The organism is Chitinophaga eiseniae (assembly GCF_012641265.1).
Taxonomy (GTDB): domain Bacteria; phylum Bacteroidota; class Bacteroidia; order Chitinophagales; family Chitinophagaceae; genus Chitinophaga; species Chitinophaga eiseniae_A.
In genome coordinates, this window is record NZ_JABAHZ010000001.1 from 1,708,569 (window position 1) to 1,727,516 (window position 18,948).

The window sequence follows — 18,948 nt, forward strand, 5'->3', positions numbered from 1 at the left end:
GGGTAAATCGCCGTCTAGCCGCTCAAATAAGAAGATAAAGCGGTAAATTTGTATCATCATATTTGTTCACGTGTAGTTCCTAACAGCGATGAAAACATTATTTCTGCTCACACTGATCCTGGCCAGCCAGATTGCCTGTCATAGCCAAAACGAGAGCAAACAGCCACCTGCCGCTCCTAATCCGTTTTATTCCCGGACAGACACCCGGAAACTGCATATCACCAATGCAGAATGGAAGAAAGTACTTTCGCCGGAATTATACGCCGTGGCGAGAGAGGCTGCTACCGAACGCGCCTTTACGGGGAAATACTGGGATAGCGATGTAAAAGGCAATTACTATTGCGCCGTTTGTGGCAATCCGTTATTCCGCTCAGATGCTAAATTTGCCAGCTCCTGCGGCTGGCCAAGCTTCTTCGAGCCACTGAGAGCCAACAGCGTCATTTATAAGGCCGACAACTCCTATGGCATGCAACGTACAGAGGTGATTTGCGAACGTTGCGGCTCACACCTGGGACATATCTTCGATGACGGACCACCGCCTACCCATAAACGATTTTGCATGAACTCCATTTCCCTCGATTTTGAGCCGGACCCGGGAGCACATTAATATCTCATTTCACGCCAGGAACACTTTGCATTCCTGGCGTGAAAAATATACTCCCTGTTTTAATCCAGGAAGAGATCCAAAAACGTCTTCGCGAAACCGGACGCGGATATATGCCGGTTTAGATTGTTCCGGAAGGGATTAAACATCGTCAGCATGGGCATCGGGCTAATGATATGATAAAATGGCCGGCTCAGGTCCTGCGAATTAGCCAGCACAATGAAAGCCAGGTCTTTCTCCGGCACTTTCACAAACAATGCCGAATAGCCTGTCCACCAGCCGGTATGCCATACCACCTTTACCCCTTTGTACTTACCTACAAACCATCCCAGTCCATATTGTATCTTTTTACCCTTTGGTGTAACATACTGCGTAAATGCCATCCGCCAGGTACTGTCTCCCAGAAACTTTCCCTGGTCAATAGCAGTAGAGTAAACCGCCAGATCAGCCACGGTGCTCATCAAACCTGCCGCTGGTCCGAAGCCATAATTGAAAGTAACCGGTACCAACTGCCCTTGCTTCCAGTCATAAGGCCGGGCTACTTTATGCAGGAAACTGTCTTTATCATAACCCGTTAAAGCAAAGCTGGCGCTATCATCTGTGCTAGGTACCGTATTCTTTAAACCCAGCGGCCTGATAACCTGTTGCATCAGCAGTTCCCCAAAGGTATGCCCCGATGCTTTTTCAATAGGTTTTTGCAGCTGGTTATACCAGGCGCCATTGTAACGGAACACATAACCTGGTTTAAAGCTATTGAGCGTATTACCCATGGCCGTGTGCGTGAGCAGGTGTTTCAGTTTGATCCGGGGATCACTTCCCCAGCGGGCTCCCAGGTTGATGCCATATTTACTGATAGGATCGTCCAGGCTTACCTTGCCGGCTTCCACCTGTTGCAGGAGGATAATGGAGCCAAAGGTTTTAGTGACGGAAGCTACCTGGTAAACCGTATTTTCATCGGGCACCGATTTCGTAGTTATGTTGGCGTAACCCAGTCCCGTCTTCCAGGCCAGCTGCCCGGCGTTGACAATGCCCACGGAAAGACCGGGGATATGATAGCGTTGTCGCAAGGTTTCCACTTGCTCAGCAAAAGCAGCCATCCGGGTGCTATGCCATACGGTGTCGGCAGCTGTAATTTTTTTTGTGGCAATACCGTTTTTTGAGGTGCGGCAGGCGAACAAACAAGTAGCGATCATCCCTAAAAGCGGAACGATTTTCCCCCGGAGCGTATCAGGACAAGCATTCATACGGATCATTCGTTTTCTGGTAAAAATCCCTGTTTATGGGCTGTTCACCTACTCATATCCGGATTTGAGCAAAGGATTTAAGAAATTTCCAGCGACTTTTTTCGAAACTCGGAGGGCGACATGCCCGTGAGTTGTTTGAATACCCGTTGAAAAGTAGCGGGAGAAGCAAAACCACAATCGTATGCGATGCCGGCAAAAGTCAGTTGTGCGGCATCCTCCTGTAATACCTTTTCTTTAAACAGGGCTACGCGGTAGCCGTTTACGTACTCGTTAAAATTTTTATGCAGATGCTGGTTGAGTACCGCCGATATGGTTTTGGGCGGAATTCCCGTATGTTGCGACATTACCTGTAAGGTCAATTCCGTGTTCAGGTACAGGCGGTCGTCTTCCATCGCTTTGGTGAGCTGTACCAGGGCCGTATCGATGGTTGCCGCCGGCAACGGCGTGTCATTTTTTGGAGTGGCAATTTGTTGCTGATGGGAAATAATATATCCTTTTATACCCAGCCAGTAAATCAGTATCGTTAGTGGAATATAAACTGGGTACCAGTCCAACTTTTCGAGCACCAGGTCTGTATAGCGCGGTATTACATAAGGCACCAGGTATAGCAGCCAGATACCTTCAAATATGGCCATGGCCCATAGCAACTGCCGTAGCCATCCCGTGCCGGTTACCGGCTTATTGGCGGCGAGCCACCGAAATGATAACAACGTATAAAATGCCAGGGAAGCCCAGCGTGGAATATCGGCATACACATTATAGGTATCGATGAAAATGCCCCAGGGACCGGGCTTGTTCCTGAGCGCGCCTGTCAGCACACCTGTTACAAAGATAACGCTGGTCAGCGATGGTACTACGTCGATCAGCATGGGCAGGAATTGTAACCGCTCCATGCGGCCCATCTTAAATGCCGGATCTGTAAAGGCTTTTACATAAAAATAAAGCAACGGGCCAAATCCCATCCCTGTGATCAGCGGAAGAAAATTGGCGATGAAGACCAGCCAGCGGGAGCCAAACCAATTCGTTTCCCAGGCATATAAGGCGAAACTGGCCATGGCCATCAAAAAAATAAACGCCGACAACAAGCGGTTGGCCGTACGCCGTTTATCCGTGAAAAATAATATTCCACTGACGATGAAGCCCTGTATTGCTCCCAATAAAATGATGGTATGAAATAAGCCCTTCATATAACTCCGTGGTTTCCATTATTCACCAAAATAAGATAAAATATGGTTTTATGCAGGGGGCGGGCACTTAAAAAAACTTCTCCACCGTGAGCCCATAGGTCATCAGCAGGTTTTCACGATCAGTACGATTCAGTTTATTATACACCATGGCAGCGGTAATGCTCAGCCAGGAACGGAGCTTGACAGACAGGCCATTGTTACACTTGATAATATAGTCGTTGCCGTTAGTCAGCGAGTTTTGCACATAGTTGTGCGCCTTCCGGCACACCATATTCCAGACGTGTGCCTGAACCTATCTTGCATAGTTATCCCGAAAAATGGTATTGATCATGAAAAAATAAAAAATTTTAGAGATCTTAGGCGGTCTGTATTCCTTTTGCTAAAACTACGTAACAACCATTTTTATGTCGACAAGAAGAAATTTCCTTTTACAAACGGCCCTGGGAATGGCTGCTACCACTATGGGGCCGCTGGCAGCCACCGCAGCGGTTTCCGGCCGCAGCGACAAGGCACAACTCCCGGTAGGCATGGCAGGATATACCTTTGCCAAATTCAACCTCGACCAGGCGATTGCTATCATGAACCGGGTGAATATCAAAAATATTTCGGTGAAAGACATTCAACTGCCGCTTAACAGCAGTGAAGAAAAGATCAAAGAAGTACTGGGGAAATTTTCCGCTGCCGGCATCCATGTATATGCGGTAGGCGTTATTTACATGAAAACGAAGCAGGCGGTAGACGAGGCCTTCGAATATGCCAGGCGGGTGGGTGTTCCGCTGATCGTAGGCGTACCTACCCCCGATTTACTGGATTATACGGAAGAGAAAATCAAAACCTATAATATCCGGCTCGCCGTACACAACCACGGGCCTGAAGATGCGCTCTATCCCGGGCCTAAAAACGCGTACGACCTCATCAAAAACCGGGATCCACGCCTGGGCCTTTGCCTTGACATTGGCCACGCCACCCGGGCCGGAGAAGCACCTGACAAAGCCGTACTGGCGTATAAAAACAGGATCTTCGACCTGCATATCAAAGATGTGAGCGCTGCCGCCAAAGATGGGAAAGCCATTGAACTTGGCAGAGGCGTGATCGATTTTAAAAAGCTGGTAGGTGCACTGGATAAAATCAATTACCAGGGTGTATGCAGTATAGAATATGAAAAAGATATGAGTGATCCGCTGCCGGGCATCGCCGAATCGGCGGGCTATTTCCGGGGTGTGATCCATGCGCTCAATAGCTAAACAAAAAGGGACCGCCTGTATAAACAGGCAGTCCCTGCATTCATCACTATCTACTATTTCAATTTTACGTTAGCTACGGCGCTATCCCTCACTTCTTCTCCGGCAGTGGTAATCAGCGTATCGCCTTCTTTCAGATCACCGAATACTTCGGTTTTACCATTGTCGCTGCGGCCCGTGGTAACGGGCACCCACTTTGTTTTGTTGTTTTCTACCCGGATCACATATACACCTTTCGATGAATTGAGTACTGCGCTGGAAGGTACCAGGAAGTTGTTGCCATTACCATTGAGCGGGATGGCCACTTCTGCCACCATGCCGGGCAACAGGGCTTTGTCGTTGTTCGCTACATCTATTTCGATGTGCTGGGAGCGGAGCTTGCGATCCAGCGCGCCGGCCAGGCGGATCACCTTCCCGGTAAACTGTTTACCAGTCAGCGATTTCACGGTAAATTTCACTTCACTCTGGTTATCCAGGTAGCTGGTATACGCTTCCGGTACGCTCACTACCAATCTCAATTTCTTTTGTTCCTGTAAAGTGAAGATGGGCATTTCGGAGCCTTTACCGGAAGGGCCTACATAGGCGCCTGCGCTCACATTACGTGCGGTGATCACACCGCTGAAGGGAGCGCGTATTTCCAGGTAGTTGCGGTTGTCGCCTACTTCGCGGTGAGCAGCCCTGGCAGCCTCGAGTTGCGCCAGGTCTGATTTCTGACGGGCAAAAGCCAGGTCCAGGTCATTCTGCGATACGGTACCAGGCGTTTTGCTGGTTTCCAGCAGGCGATCATAGGTAGCTTTGCTCGACAAATAAATCGCTTCCTGCGATTTTAAACGCGACTCCGCACCGGAGAGCTGCGAGTTGATTTCAGGTGCTTCCATGGTCACCAGCAGCTGGCCGGCGCTCACCTCCGTACCCACATCGGCATATAGTTTTTTGATAAAGCTGTTTACTTTGGCGTAAAGGTCCACCTGCTGGAAGGCCACCAGCTCCCCGGGAATACGTATAGAAGATGAGATGGCTCCTTTTTCCAGGGAGAAAGCGGACAATGCAGGAGCCGGCGCCACTGCAGCAGCGCCGGATTTTTCGTCTTTGGCCCCGGATTCACTGCAGCTGTACAATGCCACGGCAATACTTGTCAGCAACAGGAAAGAAATCGAGATACGGAAACCGCTGTTCATATATTATATTTTAATAGCAATTAGATGAATGATGATTGATTTTATGCCTTATCGTCTTCAGAAGGAATGTAGTGAATACTTTCTTCATCTCTCGGATGCAGCGATACGCTTTGTGTGGTGGTCTTTCCTTGTCCCCAGGCAAATGCCAGCGGTAAAATAAACAAGGCAGCAAAAGTAGAGGCTACGAGTCCCCCGATAACAGCTCTACCCAGGGGAGATGACTGATCGCCTGCTTCTCCCATACCACTCGCCATCGGTATCATACCTACCACCATGGCCATGGCGGTCATTACAATGGGGCGTAAACGCAGTGCAGCCGCTTCTGTGGCAGATAACAAAGCATCGCCATTATGTTTTCTCAACTGCTCTGCATTCGTGATCAGTAACACTGCATTGGAAATCGATACCCCTACCGACATGATCATGCCCATGTAGGATTGCAGGTTGAGGGTAGACCGGCACAGCATCAGCAATGCGAGGGAGCCCAGCAGCACGGCAGGCACGGTGGCCAACACAATGCCCGATACTTTGAACGACTGGAAATTGGCCGCCAGCATCAGGAAGATCACTGCAATGGCTACAATCAATCCGCCCTGTAAACTATCGAGCGTATCGCCAAGGGTGGTACTGAGCCCAATCATTTCTACGTTCAGTCCCCGCGGTAATGGTCCCAACGCCGCAATGGCCTGTTTTACGCCGGCAGCGGCACTGCCGAGATCTTTATTATTCAGATTGGCGGTGACCGTCATCATCGGCATAGCGCCCAGGTTATCTACTTCGCCATAGGTGGTATCGACCGACAACGTAGCTACGTCGCTCAGCACGGGCCTGGAGGCATTTTTCAGTACAGGAATCTCCCCTATCTCCTCTTTGCTGTTCATCTTGTTTTCCGGTACCTGTACCTGCACGTTATAGCTCAGTCCGGCTTTTTCATCTACCCAGATATTTTTTTCCGTTAAACGGGAAGAAGAGGTAGAAGCAATCAGGGAGCGGGTTACATCGCTTACATCCACGCCCAGCTGGGCTGCCCGGATACGGTCGATATTTACATTGATAGAAGGATATTTAATAGACTGGCCGAACTGCACATCGCGAAGGTAAGACAGCTGTTTCAGCTGGTCGACCAGTTTCTGCGCATACTGCTCTCCTAATTTACGGTCGCGGCCCGAAAACCTTACCTCTATAGGTGTGGGCGAGCCCTGGCTGAGGATTTTGTCGGTGAGTTCTATCGGCTCAAACGACAGCATCATCTGCGGATCAATGGCCCTGGCCTTTTCACGGATCTTATCTTTCAGCTGTTCCAGGTTGGTTTTATAATGTTCGTTCAGCGACACCTGTAATACTGCTTCGTGCGGACCGGCCATCCACAGGAAGATGGGTGCCGTAGAAAACAGTTGCGGGTGCATACCTATATATGCCGACGTGATGGATACATTTTCCTTCCCGACGATATTGTTGATGCCATCGAGCAGTTTCATGGTTTGCTCCTCTGTGCGCTCAATACGTGTACCATCCGGCACCCGCATTCTCACCTGGAATTGGCTGCCGTTCACTTTAGGCAACACATCCCTTCCTATGCCCGACAGCAGCAATACCACAACACCGCATACGATCACCAGGTAGCCGATCACAATAGGCCTGCGGTAAGGCATCATCCGGCCAATGAAGCGCAGGTAGCGGTTGCGCAGGCGTTCAAAGCGACTGATCTTTCCATCGCGATTGCTGTCAGCTCTTTCTACCAATACTTTCTTCTGCTCCCAGGTATCTTTTTCTCCGGCTAATCCTGTGGCGGCAAACTCTTCTGCGTCGGTCATTTCCCCGCCGTCTGCCTTTTTATGATGTTTCACCTTCATGATCCAGTTGGCCATGATAGGTACAAAAGTTTGCGCCAGGAAGTAAGAAATGATCATACTGAAACCGATGGCCAGCGCCAGTGGCAGGAACAGGGAGCCAGGAATACCGCCCATGGTAAATGCCGGTGCAAACACTGCCAGGATACAGAACAGGATCAGCAACTTAGGGAAAGCTATTTCCTGGCAGGCATCCCAGATAGCCAGGGCCTTGGGTTTCCCCATATCGAGATGCTGGTGGATATTTTCTATCGTTACCGTACTTTCATCTACCAGGATACCGATGGCCAGCGCCAGCCCGCTGAGGGTCATGATATTAATGGTTTGCCCGGTGAGATTGAGAAACAGTACGGCCGAAATAATGGAAGTAGGAATGGTAAGGATCACGATCAGCGCGCCCCTGGGGTCGCCCAGGAACAACAACACCATCAGGCCCGTAAGAATAGCGCCTATCGTACCTTCTGTGAGCAGGCTCTTTACGGAGTTGATCACATAAGTCGATTGATCAAATTCATAACTCAGGTTCACATCGTCCGGCAGCTGCGCCTTCATTTTAGGCAATGCCTTTTTGAGTCGCTGTACCACTTCCCAGGTAGAAGCATCGGCACTTTTGGCGATACTCAGGTATACTGAGCGACGGCCATTGACCAGGGCATAGCCCGCGGTGACGTCGGCCCCATCTTCTACGGTAGCTACGTCGCGCAGGTAGAGGTTAGATACATCTCCCTTAAACAAAGGTATATTTTCAAAGTCCTTTACATTACGGATGGTGGTATTGGCGGGTGTGATATAGTTATTGTTGCCGATACGCACATTCCCGGAGGGGGCGGTCTGGTTATTGAGCCGCAGCGCTTCCACCAGCTGATCAGGCGTCATATTGTGCTGGCGCAGCAGCTCAGGATCAGCTTTGATAACGACCGTACGCATATTACCCCCGAAAGGCGTAGAGCCGATTAAACCGGGGATAGACGTAAAGGACGAACGTACATATACGTTGGCCAGGTCGAGCAGTTCGTTGTTGCTGCGCTTATCGCTGCTGAGTACGAGCTGTCCTACCGGCAAAGTAGAGGCATCGAAGCGGATAATAAATGGCGGGTTGGAGCCCGGTGGAAAGATGGCCTGGATCCTGTTGGAAAAGGCGCTTACCTCCGCTGCTGCCTGGGCCATGTTGGTACCGGGATAGAAGTTGATCTTCATCAGGGTAAGGCCCTGGATATTCTTTGTTTCGATACTTTTTACCCCGTTTACAAACAGGAATATATTGATGTACTGTTTAGCAAAGAAAGACTCCATCTGCTTGGGCGTGTATCCGCCGAAAGGATGGGATACGTAGATCACCGGCATGTCCAGCTTTGGGAAGATGTCGATCTTAATCGTATTCACCGCTTTTATCCCAAAGAAGAACAGGCCGGCCACCAGCACCAGGATAGTAATAGGTTTTTTTAATGCAAAACTGATTAAGTTCATGGTAATGATAAGTTGATAAATAAAGCCCTCAAGGGCGTCCGTTTAACGAAAGCGTTAATTCTCAAATATGCTAAAATCACCTGCAGCGGCGGCTTTCAGCAGCAATGCCTGCCATACGTTGCTATAGGCAATATCTTTATCTGTTTCTGCCCTGATGAGCACATACAAAGCCTGGGTAACGTCCACCAGGTTGGTTAACCCGTTTTTATACAATACCGATTTCTGGAGATAGGCATCAGAAGCGGCTTTCACCTGCACCGGTACTTCGCGGTAGTTGTCGAGCGCATTCTTTATTTTCTTATCTGAGAGATCGAGCTGTGCGTGAATTTGCTGATTGGCCAGTTCATATTCGTATTGTAATCCTTTACTGATCTGTTGTTGCGACCTTACCTGCCGTGAAATGCGGAAAGGTTGGGTAATGTTCCAGGTAACACCTAATCCCAGCAGGTAGTTGGTGCGGGTAGGATTCACCCCATCCCAGTAGCCGTGCGAATAATCGTTTTGATTGGTGACATAACCGGCGCCAAAACCGGAACCCCTGGTCTGCAATACGCCTACCAGCGTAAACGCAGGGTAGTAAAAGGTTTTAGCGTATTTCGATTGTTCATCGCTCAGGGCAATACGGCTTTTATACCATTGCAGTATTGGGTGATTGTCCAGGCTAAGGGTATCTGACGGGATGGCCGGGATGCGCGACATATAAGTGGTGTCCAGTGTAAATTCCTGTGGCGGAATGCCCAGGAGTTGCGCCAGCTCATTACTTTGGGTTTGTTCAAAATCTTTCGCCTTTGTGAGGGCAATTCTTGCGCTGGAATATTCGGCATTGGCCTGCGATGAATCTACACCGGCAATGAGACCGTTGAGTACACGGGTGCGTACCACCCGGCGAATGGTATCCGCCCTATCGAGGTTTTCCTGGTAAGAGCGCGTGAGTTGTTGCGCTGCCACCAGGTTTAAATAAGTGGCCGCCACTTTTACTTTGTGCTTAAAAATCTCCTGTTGCCAATCTTTATCGTTCTGTGTAGCGGCCGCTAATGCAGTTTTTACTTTTTCTTTGGCTCTGCCGAAGGCAAAGAAGTCCCAGTTAATATTAGTAAGGTATAATGCGCCGAAAGCGGCATTCCAATTCTGATGATCCAGTGCCGGACCCGCCGAAGCTGCCGCGAGACCGCCAAATCCATACATAGGACCATTTTGGCCGTTGATAGTACCGTAATCCTGTTGGGCTGACAAGTTCAGGTTGGGCAGGTAATCACGGCGGGCCTGGGATACCTGTTCCCGGGAAGCCGCTGTGTAGCTGGCTTTGGCTTTGATAGTACCGTAGTTGGCAATAGCGGTATCGATCGCCTGTTTAAGGGTAAAGACCTGTTGAGCATAGGCACTGTATCCTGAAGATACCAGCACTGCTGCCAACAGCAAATGTTTCTTACTCCACATGAATGATTAGATTTTACAGTTGAAACATCCTGAGGGATATCCAACCACAAAATGACTGTATCATTTTGAAGTAAACTTGAAGGAAAATACAGAATTCAGATTTTTTTCGTGAGAAGGAATATCAGACGGTCACTGCATCCGTTCCGGATAAGGCTCCCTGGCCATTTACCGACAACCCTTCCTTATCATAAAAACTTACCCGGATACTGTGCCAGCCATCGGCGTAGTCGTATACTACGGTGTAGTTGTTGACTTCACAGATCTGTTTTACGATGGCCAGTCCCAGCCCTATACTGTCGGCGCTCTGGTTACTTTTCTTAAATCGCTGGAACAGCTCGCAGGTAGGTATCTGCGGGGGAAGGCCGGTATTACTGATACACAGCTCACTGGCAGTAAGCAGTACATTTATTTGTCCCCCGTCGCGGTTATGGCGGATGGCATTGCTCAACAGGTTGCTGATCAGCATTTCCGCCAGGGCCGGGTGAATGCTGAGTGGTATGTTCTTATCCAGGCTGGAAGTAAGTTTGATTTCCCGCATGGTGATCCAGTCTTCATAAGTGGCCATCACGTCTTTCGCCACGCGGCAGAACTTGATGCTTTCAGATACTTTAAATTCCTGGTTTTCCAGTTTGGTGAGCAGGATGAGTGAGCGGTTGATATGCGATAACTTTTCAATCGCGTTTTGCATATCACCGATCAGTGCTGCCTGTACGCTGTCGATATTGGTTTCCGACAGCAGTTCAATCTTACTGCGGATCACGGCCAGCGGCGTTTGCAGCTCATGCGACGCATTTTCACTGAACTCTTTCACGGCGGCATAGTCTTCCACGGCCTTGTCGGTCATCTTAGTCAGGAAGGCGTTGAGCTCTTTAAATTCGGTGGTATTGGTTTCCGGCAGTTGCAGCTTCTTTTTCTTTTTGAGGTCGAAGCGGTGAATGGCTTTCATGGTGTGGCGCAGCGGGGAAAATATCTTCCTTGACAGCAGCCTGGCGGTGATCGACACCGTGAGTATCATCAGCAGCATTTTCCATACTACGGCGCCCAGCATCCCGCGGAAGATTTCTTCTGAGCGGATTACATAGTTGTAGGAAGATATTTTATAATATTGGTTACCTACCTGGTACCAGGAGTTGACAGTAATGCGGCATTCTTTCTGCCCCAGGTCTTCTGCCAGGGCGTAGTCTTTTTTGGTTTCCACCTTTCCTTCCGGGATGGGGCCGGGAACGGCTGCTATTTCAATAGGCCGGCCATGGGTATAGCGGTCGGGCTTCTCCCCTGCCCGTAGTTGCTGGGCCACGCGGTCATTCACCGCTTTCATGCGCTCTACTTCCGCCTGGTCGAGGTGTTTTTTGATATTATTACGGGAGATGACCATGGTAATGGGCGTTACCAGGAACACGATACCGATAAACCAGAGCGTTATTTTATTCAGTAATTTCATGTCTTCGACGTATTAAACTTATAGCCTAAGCCATAAACCGTTTCAATGTAATCTACTCCTTCTGCGGCACTGATCTTCTTTCTCAGGTTTTTTACATGTTGATATACAAAGTCGAAATTAGCCAGGTTATCCGTATAATCGCCCCACAGATGTGCGGCAATAGATTGCCTTGAAAGTACGCGGTTCTTATTGACCACAAAGTACAACAACAGATCGAATTCCTTGCGGGTAACGTCCAGCAGGGTGTTGTTGATCATGGCTTCCACCGTATCTGTATTTAGTACTATTTCATTGAAAACTACTAAGTTATTGCCTTCCAGCTTCTTTCGCCGGTAGATAGCCCGGAGCCGGGCGTGCAGTTCCGGCAAATGGAAGGGCTTGGTAACATAGTCATCGGCGCCGCCTTCCAGGCCATTTACCTTATCGTCCAGGGCATCTTTGGCCGAAATAATGAGTACGCCGCTACCGATATTTTCCTGACGGATAAATTTCAGCAGTTCCAGGCCATTACCGTCTGGCAGCATAATATCCAGCAGGATACAGTCGTATGTAAAAAGGGAAAGCTTTTCCCGGGCCGCCTCAAAGTTATAGGCCAGCTCACAGATATACTTTTCCCCGTTGAGATAATCGTATATACCGCTGGCCAGTTCCTTGTTGTCTTCTACAATCAATACTTTCATAAAAACATACCTGTATGCAAGGTGCGGGGTAAATTTAAAGCAATTTTGAAGTTTTTGGGCACGCAAAGAGACAAAGGAGCAAAGCAGCAAAGGAAAGAAAGAATATAAGGAAAATATTTCCCTTCTTTATATTCTCATATCCTTTGCTGCTTTGCTGCTTTGCTCCTTTGTCTCTTTGCGTGCCTATTTTATTTCCAGTAACATTTCCTTTACGGCAGCTTCCAGCTGGGCATCTTTACCCTGCAGGAACTCCTCGTAGCGCAGCGGCACCCGGATATCGGGTTCTATCTGCAGGTTTTCGGTAGGCCGTCCTTCTTTTCCAATAGTGCCTACCATCGGGATACCAAATACCATCGTAGGATCTATCTGGGTTTCCCACCATACGGCAGTACCGGTGCCCGGTACCGGCATACCGATCAATTTCCCGATGTTGCCTTGTTTGTATACGTAAGGGAAGATAAATGCATCGCTGTAGTTACCTTCGCTCATCAGCACGCAGCTGGGCGCCTGCCACTGACCGGAAGGCTCCCCGCCCTTCAGGCGATCGCCCTGGGGCGCAAACTCCAGGTATTTTTTACCACTGAGGAAGTTGTACAGGTCATCGTGCAGCCATCCGCCGCCATTAAAGCGGGTGTCTACGATCAGCGCCTTTTTATCGCGGTTCTGCCCCATTACTTCGTCATATACAGAGCGGTAGCTGGCATCGTTCATGCCCTGTACGTGTACATAGCCTACCTGCCCATTGCTGAGTTTATCAACCATCGCACGCATGGCCGCTACCCAACGTTTATACATCAACGTACTTTCTTCGCCACCAGAGATCGGCTTCACCGTTTCATCCCAGCGCACTTTGGTATTGGGGTTGTAGAGGCTCACCAGGATATTGTTTCCGGCTTTGCGATTCAATAATGTAGCCCAGTCACTCTTATCGTTGATAGCCACCCCATCAATCTTTTCGATGATGTCACCTTTTCTCAGCTTGCTCGCAGCTTTATCGAAAGGACCACCTGCAATTACCGCATCCACCTGCAGGCCGTCGGCATGACTGGTTTCATCGTACAACAGTCCTAAAGAAGCAGTATTGTCGCCATTTACGGGCTGTGGTGAATAACGGCCACCGGTATGGGAACCATTCAGTTCACCCAGCAGTTCGCTCAGCAGCTCTTCAAAATCGTAGTTGTTGCTGATATAAGGCAGGAAGCGGGCGTAATTGTCGCCATACATCTTCCAGTCCATGTTCCGGAGGCTAGGATCGTAAAACTTCTCCTTTACCTGTTTCCAGGCATGCCAGAAAATGTATTTACGTTCTTCTTCCTGGTTCAGCGACAGTTCCGTATTGATGCTTACCGGCGTGATCTTACCGCTGCTGGCATCTACTTTTACTACGCTACCACGGTTGCTCACAAAGAGGGAGTTGCCATCTTTGCTCAGTTCAATACTACCGGGGGTACCTCCCATTTTAGCGAGGATCTTTGTTTCGCCGGTCCTGGGCTCTGTTACCCACAGGTCGTAGCCCTTTTCAAAGGCGGCCATGTAGTAGAGTTTGGAGGCATCTTTATTCAGCACATAATCACCGATAGATGCGCTGTTGATGGTGAGCTTTATTTTCCTGTTTTCCAGGTTGGTAAAGTCGGGTGTGAAAGTCTTTTTGCTGGTAGTATCTTTTGTTTTTGCCGTAGAATCCTTGGTGGTTTTAGATTCCGCCGCTTCTTTGTCTTTCAGCAAATTGAATTCATCTTTCGACAGCTTGAATTTATCGTACGTTGGCTGATCGAAGAAAACAGCGTATACATCTACTTCCCGGCTGCCTTGCTTGGCGAGTGACTTACGTCCTTCGCGGCTGCTGGTCCAGGTAAGGATCTTTCCATCGTCCGACCATTTGCAGTTTCCTTCGCCAAAGCCACTGTTCACCGGGTAAAACGGTTTGCCTTTACCATCTACGGGAATCAGTGCGGCATTGTTCATAAAGAAATATCCTTGAGAGTCGTCTGTTACGATCCACTTACCGTCAGGGCTCCAGGCAAAGCTCCAGTCACCGTCGGAATAAGAGTGGTTATGTCCTTCGGGGAGGATCGCGCGACTTTTACCGGTCGCGATGTTAAATACTTTCAGCACATTCCGGTTTTCCACGTAGGCAATTTCTTTGCCATCGGGAGAAAATACCGGCTGGAATTCTTCTGCGTCGGTAGCGATGACCGGTTCTTCTTTCAGCAAGGTAGCTGTAAAGAAATAGGGTTCTTCCTTACGTACTTTGGTGGTTTGATAGATATCCCAGTTACCGTTGCGTTCCGCGGCGTATACGAGTTTCTTGCCATCGGGCGACCAGGTCACCATGCGTTCCTGCTGGGGCGTGTTGGTAATGCGTTTGGTGAAGTTGCCATCTACGCTGGCCACAAACACCTCTCCCCTGGCGATGAACGCCATTTCCTTTCCATCGGGGCTCATGGCAAACTCGGTGATGTTGCCACTTACCGGTACATTCTTTACCGTAGCTGCGCGGCCGTCGTTGAAAACATTCACTTCGAGCTTACGGGGTTGTTCCCCATCTTTCAGCGTATATATTTCCCCGTTATAGGTAAAACAGAAGGTGTTGTTATCTGACTTAGACAGGTTGCGTACCGGGTGTTTGGTGAAGCGGGTCAGCTGTTGCAGGCTGTTTTTATCTGACAGCGAGCCTTTGAAGAGGTTCTGGGAGATCCCCCCTTTTTCAGACAGGTAATAGATATCGTTGCCATTGCCAAATACCGGTTCCCGGTCTTCGCCTTCGAACCCAGATACTTTTTCGTAGCTGCCTTTGGCCACATCCATTACCCAGATGTCGCGGGTAACCGACGATACGTGGTGCTTACGCATCGGGTCTTCATATCCTTTTCTATCCTGGAAGATGATCTTATCGCCAGCTTTGCTATAGTGGGCCACATCGGCGCCGGCGGCGCTGACCAGGGTAGCACGGCCGCCGGTAACGGGCACGGTGTACATATTCCGGAACAGGCGGTAAGGGAAGCGGATGCTGGATGCTGGCGCATTCCGGGCGCTGCCGAAAAGTACCTGTTTATTATCGGCTGTAAAATCGTAGGGAAAATCGCCGGCGCTATTGCTGGTGAGCCGTACGGGCGTGCCGCCGGTAGCGGGCATCACAAATACATCGAAATTACCATACCGGTCGCTCGCAAAAGCAATGTATTTGCCATCGTGACTCCATACAGGCATCATGTCGTGGGCCTCGTGGATGGTGAGTGGCACGGCTACGCCGCCGTTCACATCTACCCGGTAAATATCTCCTTTATACCCAAAGGCAATCGCTTTGCCGTCGGGGGAAATAGATGGATTTCGTAACCACAGGGCATTTTCCTGGGCATGAGACATGGCTGCCAACAGCAGGGCAGCACAACTGGATAATAATCTCTTCATAAGCGCCGAATAGACTTTTGTTGTTTGGAGCAGCTACAAAAGCTGATCAGCCAAGATAAGAAAGGTAGGGCTTTCTTCAAAGACGATAATGACAAGTGGTGGAAAGCGAAGCACCAAACGCCACCACGGCGGATATTTCCTGTACCGGTAGTGCTACTTATCGAGTGATCAGTGGAGAATAAGGCGGATAAAGCGGGGGCGGTAAAGCTGGGGAGATGAAGGCAGCTCGTGCAGAAAGTCGAATGAGTTGACGTTATAGCTGATCAGCAGCTCCCCTGGCCGGGATAAATGCGGGTGTGCTTTAGCGTTATACACAAAAAAATGTTTGTTTTCCTTGACTTCCGGGCACTCCCATATTTTGATCACTGGGCCGAATGGACCGGTGGGACTGGCGCCCAGGCGGAGTCCTACAGCCGTTCCTATGGCATCTACCTGGAAGATGAGGGCATAGCGTCCGTCTTTCAGCGGGGTGACGCTTAATTCATTGGAAGCGCGGGTAGTGATGGCAGCCGCCTGGCGGATGTTTGCTACCCATCGCTGTCCATCCCAAAAACGCCATCTCCCAAAATTTTCCATATCGGCAGGCAATACCCGGGCTACCATCACGCCTTTCTGTAATCCTTTCACCCCGTATACATATACATAACCGTCTGGATGCGGCGCCCCGGCCGCTTTGGTGTTCACGAAAATACCCGCGCCGAAAGAACCGCTGCCGGTGGTGCTGTCCGCCGGCAGGAAAAACGGGGTATCGAGTTGCCGCTGCGCCGTATATGGCGGCCGGCTGTGCGCTGGTAATACTAACAGGGCATTCCCCACTTCTTCGAAGCCAAAGTCTTTATCGCTGATGTTGCGGATGCGGTAGGCGAACAGGTAAATGTTATTGTTCAGAGTAGTACCATCACCCAGCCAGTAATAGTCGGTTTTCCCGACAGCGGGCGTGCGTGGCTCAAATAGCGTTGCCGGCGCGTTATGGCTATCGGTGTTCCAATAGAAATGGATGTTTTCCTTTAAAGGTTCCCTTCCTTTCAGGATCGCCACCGAATTATGAATCATGGAAAATCCCGGTTGCAGCTGGCCGTCGCGGATATCGCCCGCCATGGTATCACTGAACACGATGAGCGTACTATCGCCCTCGTGTGGGGTGTCTATGCCATTGAAAGGAATCGTGAAAATACCATCTCCCCCAAACCAGCCACTATTACGGATAAAAAGGCTGTCCCAGTCGGGAGCCCGTTCTACCGTATAATTCAGCTGGGTTAACGAAGGTGTACTATCGTTAGTCATGGGTGAACACCAGCTGCAGCAAAATAAGGTGAGGATAGTGAGCATATGGCGGGTAAGATAGAAAATAATCGTTGTCTGTCCGGCACTATTTATTTTCCGGAGATGGACTACGCAGCAAAGCGCCGATGCGTTGTTCATTAAATGCACCCGTATAGATTACTTTACCCTGCGCATCCAACAGTACCACCGTAGGGAAGAGGTCTATACCATACTGCGCCGCTACCTCCTGCCCTTGATGTACAATAGGATATGCGGGGTGGGTTACCTCGCAAAAAGCAGTGATATCGGCAGGGCGGTCGTTCACATTTACGCCAACTATCTGGAGATCTTTATATGTTTTACTGAAAGTATTTATTTCGGGTACTGCTGCCAGGCAATAGCCGCAATTCCGAATCCAGAACTCCAACATCACGGGGTGGCCTTTCAACTGTGACAACGACAACGAATCCTTTGTCCCCCATACCGGCAATTGCCAGGCTGGCGCCATGGTATTCAATGCCAACGGTATTAACGGCCTATCCGCAGCCAGTTTATAAACGGGGGCATAGGTAGAATAATACCAGCTGTTTTGATCCGGCTGGGTAGGTTTATCCTCAATATCCGTGAAATCGGTTTGCGTATAATCGTCGTTTACGTTGTTGATCTCTGTGATACGACGGGCCCACCCTGTTTTTTTGCTGATCAGTATTTTGTAACCTGTTTTACGCTCCTGTGTAATAGGTTTCAGCGCACCCAGATAATCGATCACCTGTTTGTGCATCCAACAGGTAACCAGGTAATATTCCTTATGCTGAAAGACGGTATCCTTTACGTTCTTATCAATATTCTTATCCTGCAGTAAGTTGGGCATGGCCCTTTTTAGCGTGAGGATGGAATTATAGAAAAAGGAAGCAGCAGCAAAGTCAGTAAACACCGGATGCGATTTTACCCGCATCGTTTTCCTGGTTTTATCCAATGTAAATTTCTCCGCGCCATTGTAAATGTCGGTAAGCGCGTCGTTGTCCACCTGGTAACGGCAACCCAGTACCGTATCACCGGAAGCAAAGTCGAGCCACACCTTGCCCGACATGGCAGCGTAGTATTTTTCAGAGGAATAAGACAATATCCGTTCGTAATGATATGAAACACGTTGTACATTGCTTAACTTATCCGCCAGCTGTATTAATACGGCTACAGGATCCGGTGCATCCCATTGCCTGGCAAAGGAATGGGTAGTCATTGCTAAAAAAACAACCAGGAACAGGGAATATCTCATATAATAAATCTACAAATATTCCGTGATATGCGGCACCACACACCCATAAGTTATAGGATAAACATCGTTCCGAAAACACGGTCCCACAGCGTGGAGCTCACGCCAAAGCCCAGGGTATCGTCTTTGTAATGATGCAGGTGGTGGTTGCGCCACAAGGGCTTCAGCCATTTAAATGGCGGCGCCCAGGCATGGATAGCATAATGCATGCTGCCATACGCCAGGTAGCCCGATATAAATCCGGGAAAAAACACAAAGGCATTACTGCCCATCAACAAGTAAAAGACCGCAAACAAGAAAGACGAGATGATAACGCTGGGCACCGGCGGCATAAACAAACGTTGTCTATCGCGTGGGTATTCATGGTGATTACCATGCAGTGTGTAGGTAATCTTCCTGGCCGTAGGGTTTTCGCTCACCCAGTGGAAAATAAAACGGTGGACGATGTATTCGAAAAGCGACCAGGCTAAAATGGCTCCTGCATATATTAATATGATGTGCAACAGGGAGTAATGTAATGTCGCATAGCTATAGTACAACATATACCCGATCACCGGCAGATACATACCAAAAATAACGATGGGATGGGTTTTCGTTAATAACTCCAGGTAGCGGTTGGCAAAAATCTGCGCCTGTCCTTTGTTGTGCACTTTATCGAACTTCATGCGGGTG

Annotated in this window: 14 protein-coding genes; 2 read left to right on the forward strand and 12 right to left on the reverse strand. The window is 49.3% G+C overall.

Annotated features, from left to right (window positions below; translation table 11 throughout):
• Positions 1–88: 88 nt before the first annotated feature.
• Entirely contained in the window at positions 89–607 is a 519-nt protein-coding gene (gene msrB, locus HGH91_RS06630) for a peptide-methionine (R)-S-oxide reductase MsrB (RefSeq protein ID WP_168737634.1), read from the forward strand.
• Positions 608–666: 59 nt separating this feature from the next.
• On the opposite strand, the gene HGH91_RS06635 is transcribed toward msrB, so the two are convergent.
• The 3 genes from HGH91_RS06635 to HGH91_RS06645 all read right to left on the reverse strand — a co-directional run bounded on the left by HGH91_RS06635 (position 667) and on the right by HGH91_RS06645 (position 3,306).
• On the reverse strand, positions 667–1,848 hold the full coding sequence (locus tag HGH91_RS06635; RefSeq protein WP_168737635.1) for a serine hydrolase domain-containing protein: 1,182 nt from the start codon (positions 1,846–1,848) through the stop codon (positions 667–669).
• A gap of 77 nt (positions 1,849–1,925) precedes the next feature.
• Positions 1,926–3,035, reverse strand: coding sequence for a helix-turn-helix domain-containing protein (locus HGH91_RS06640; RefSeq protein WP_168737636.1), 1,110 nt, complete (start codon positions 3,033–3,035; stop codon positions 1,926–1,928).
• Between the two features lie 67 nt (positions 3,036–3,102).
• Entirely contained in the window at positions 3,103–3,306 is a 204-nt protein-coding gene (locus HGH91_RS06645) for a hypothetical protein (protein ID WP_168737637.1), read from the reverse strand.
• Between the two features lie 133 nt (positions 3,307–3,439).
• Between HGH91_RS06645 and HGH91_RS06650 the strand changes: the two genes are divergently transcribed.
• Positions 3,440–4,279, forward strand: coding sequence for a sugar phosphate isomerase/epimerase family protein (locus HGH91_RS06650; RefSeq protein WP_168737638.1), 840 nt, complete (start codon positions 3,440–3,442; stop codon positions 4,277–4,279).
• A gap of 53 nt (positions 4,280–4,332) precedes the next feature.
• Here the strand turns inward: HGH91_RS06650 and HGH91_RS06655 are convergent, their stop codons facing one another.
• From HGH91_RS06655 to HGH91_RS06695, 9 genes are all read right to left on the reverse strand, one after another.
• Positions 4,333–5,454, reverse strand: coding sequence for an efflux RND transporter periplasmic adaptor subunit (locus HGH91_RS06655; RefSeq protein WP_168737639.1), 1,122 nt, complete (start codon positions 5,452–5,454; stop codon positions 4,333–4,335).
• A 41-nt stretch (positions 5,455–5,495) separates the two neighbouring features.
• Positions 5,496–8,771 (reverse strand): efflux RND transporter permease subunit, encoded by a 3,276-nt coding sequence (locus tag HGH91_RS06660; protein ID WP_168737640.1) that lies wholly within the window; start codon positions 8,769–8,771, stop codon positions 5,496–5,498.
• A 54-nt stretch (positions 8,772–8,825) separates the two neighbouring features.
• A complete protein-coding gene (locus HGH91_RS06665; protein ID WP_168737641.1) occupies positions 8,826–10,208 on the reverse strand; it encodes a TolC family protein in 1,383 nt (460 codons plus the stop codon).
• A 121-nt stretch (positions 10,209–10,329) separates the two neighbouring features.
• Positions 10,330–11,649, reverse strand: coding sequence for a sensor histidine kinase (locus tag HGH91_RS06670; RefSeq protein ID WP_168737642.1), 1,320 nt, complete (start codon positions 11,647–11,649; stop codon positions 10,330–10,332).
• Positions 11,646–12,329, reverse strand: coding sequence for a response regulator transcription factor (locus tag HGH91_RS06675; RefSeq protein WP_168737643.1), 684 nt, complete (start codon positions 12,327–12,329; stop codon positions 11,646–11,648). The genes HGH91_RS06670 and HGH91_RS06675 overlap by 4 nt, the downstream gene beginning before the upstream one ends.
• 183 nt (positions 12,330–12,512) lie before the next feature.
• Positions 12,513–15,740 (reverse strand): S41 family peptidase, encoded by a 3,228-nt coding sequence (locus HGH91_RS06680; protein ID WP_168737644.1) that lies wholly within the window; start codon positions 15,738–15,740, stop codon positions 12,513–12,515.
• Positions 15,741–15,908: 168 nt separating this feature from the next.
• Positions 15,909–17,162 carry a DUF4185 domain-containing protein gene (locus HGH91_RS06685; RefSeq protein WP_168737645.1) on the reverse strand — a complete coding sequence of 418 codons (1,254 nt, stop codon included), beginning with the start codon at positions 17,160–17,162 and terminating at the stop codon, positions 15,909–15,911.
• Positions 17,110–18,279, reverse strand: coding sequence for a TlpA family protein disulfide reductase (locus HGH91_RS06690; protein WP_168737646.1), 1,170 nt, complete (start codon positions 18,277–18,279; stop codon positions 17,110–17,112). Before HGH91_RS06690 ends, HGH91_RS06685 begins: the two co-directional genes overlap by 53 nt.
• Positions 18,280–18,329: 50 nt before the next feature.
• The gene (locus HGH91_RS06695; protein ID WP_168737647.1) at positions 18,330–18,941 is read right to left on the reverse strand and encodes a sterol desaturase family protein; all 612 of its coding nucleotides are present in this window, start codon (positions 18,939–18,941) and stop codon (positions 18,330–18,332) included.
• Between the last annotated feature and the right edge of the window lie 7 nt (positions 18,942–18,948).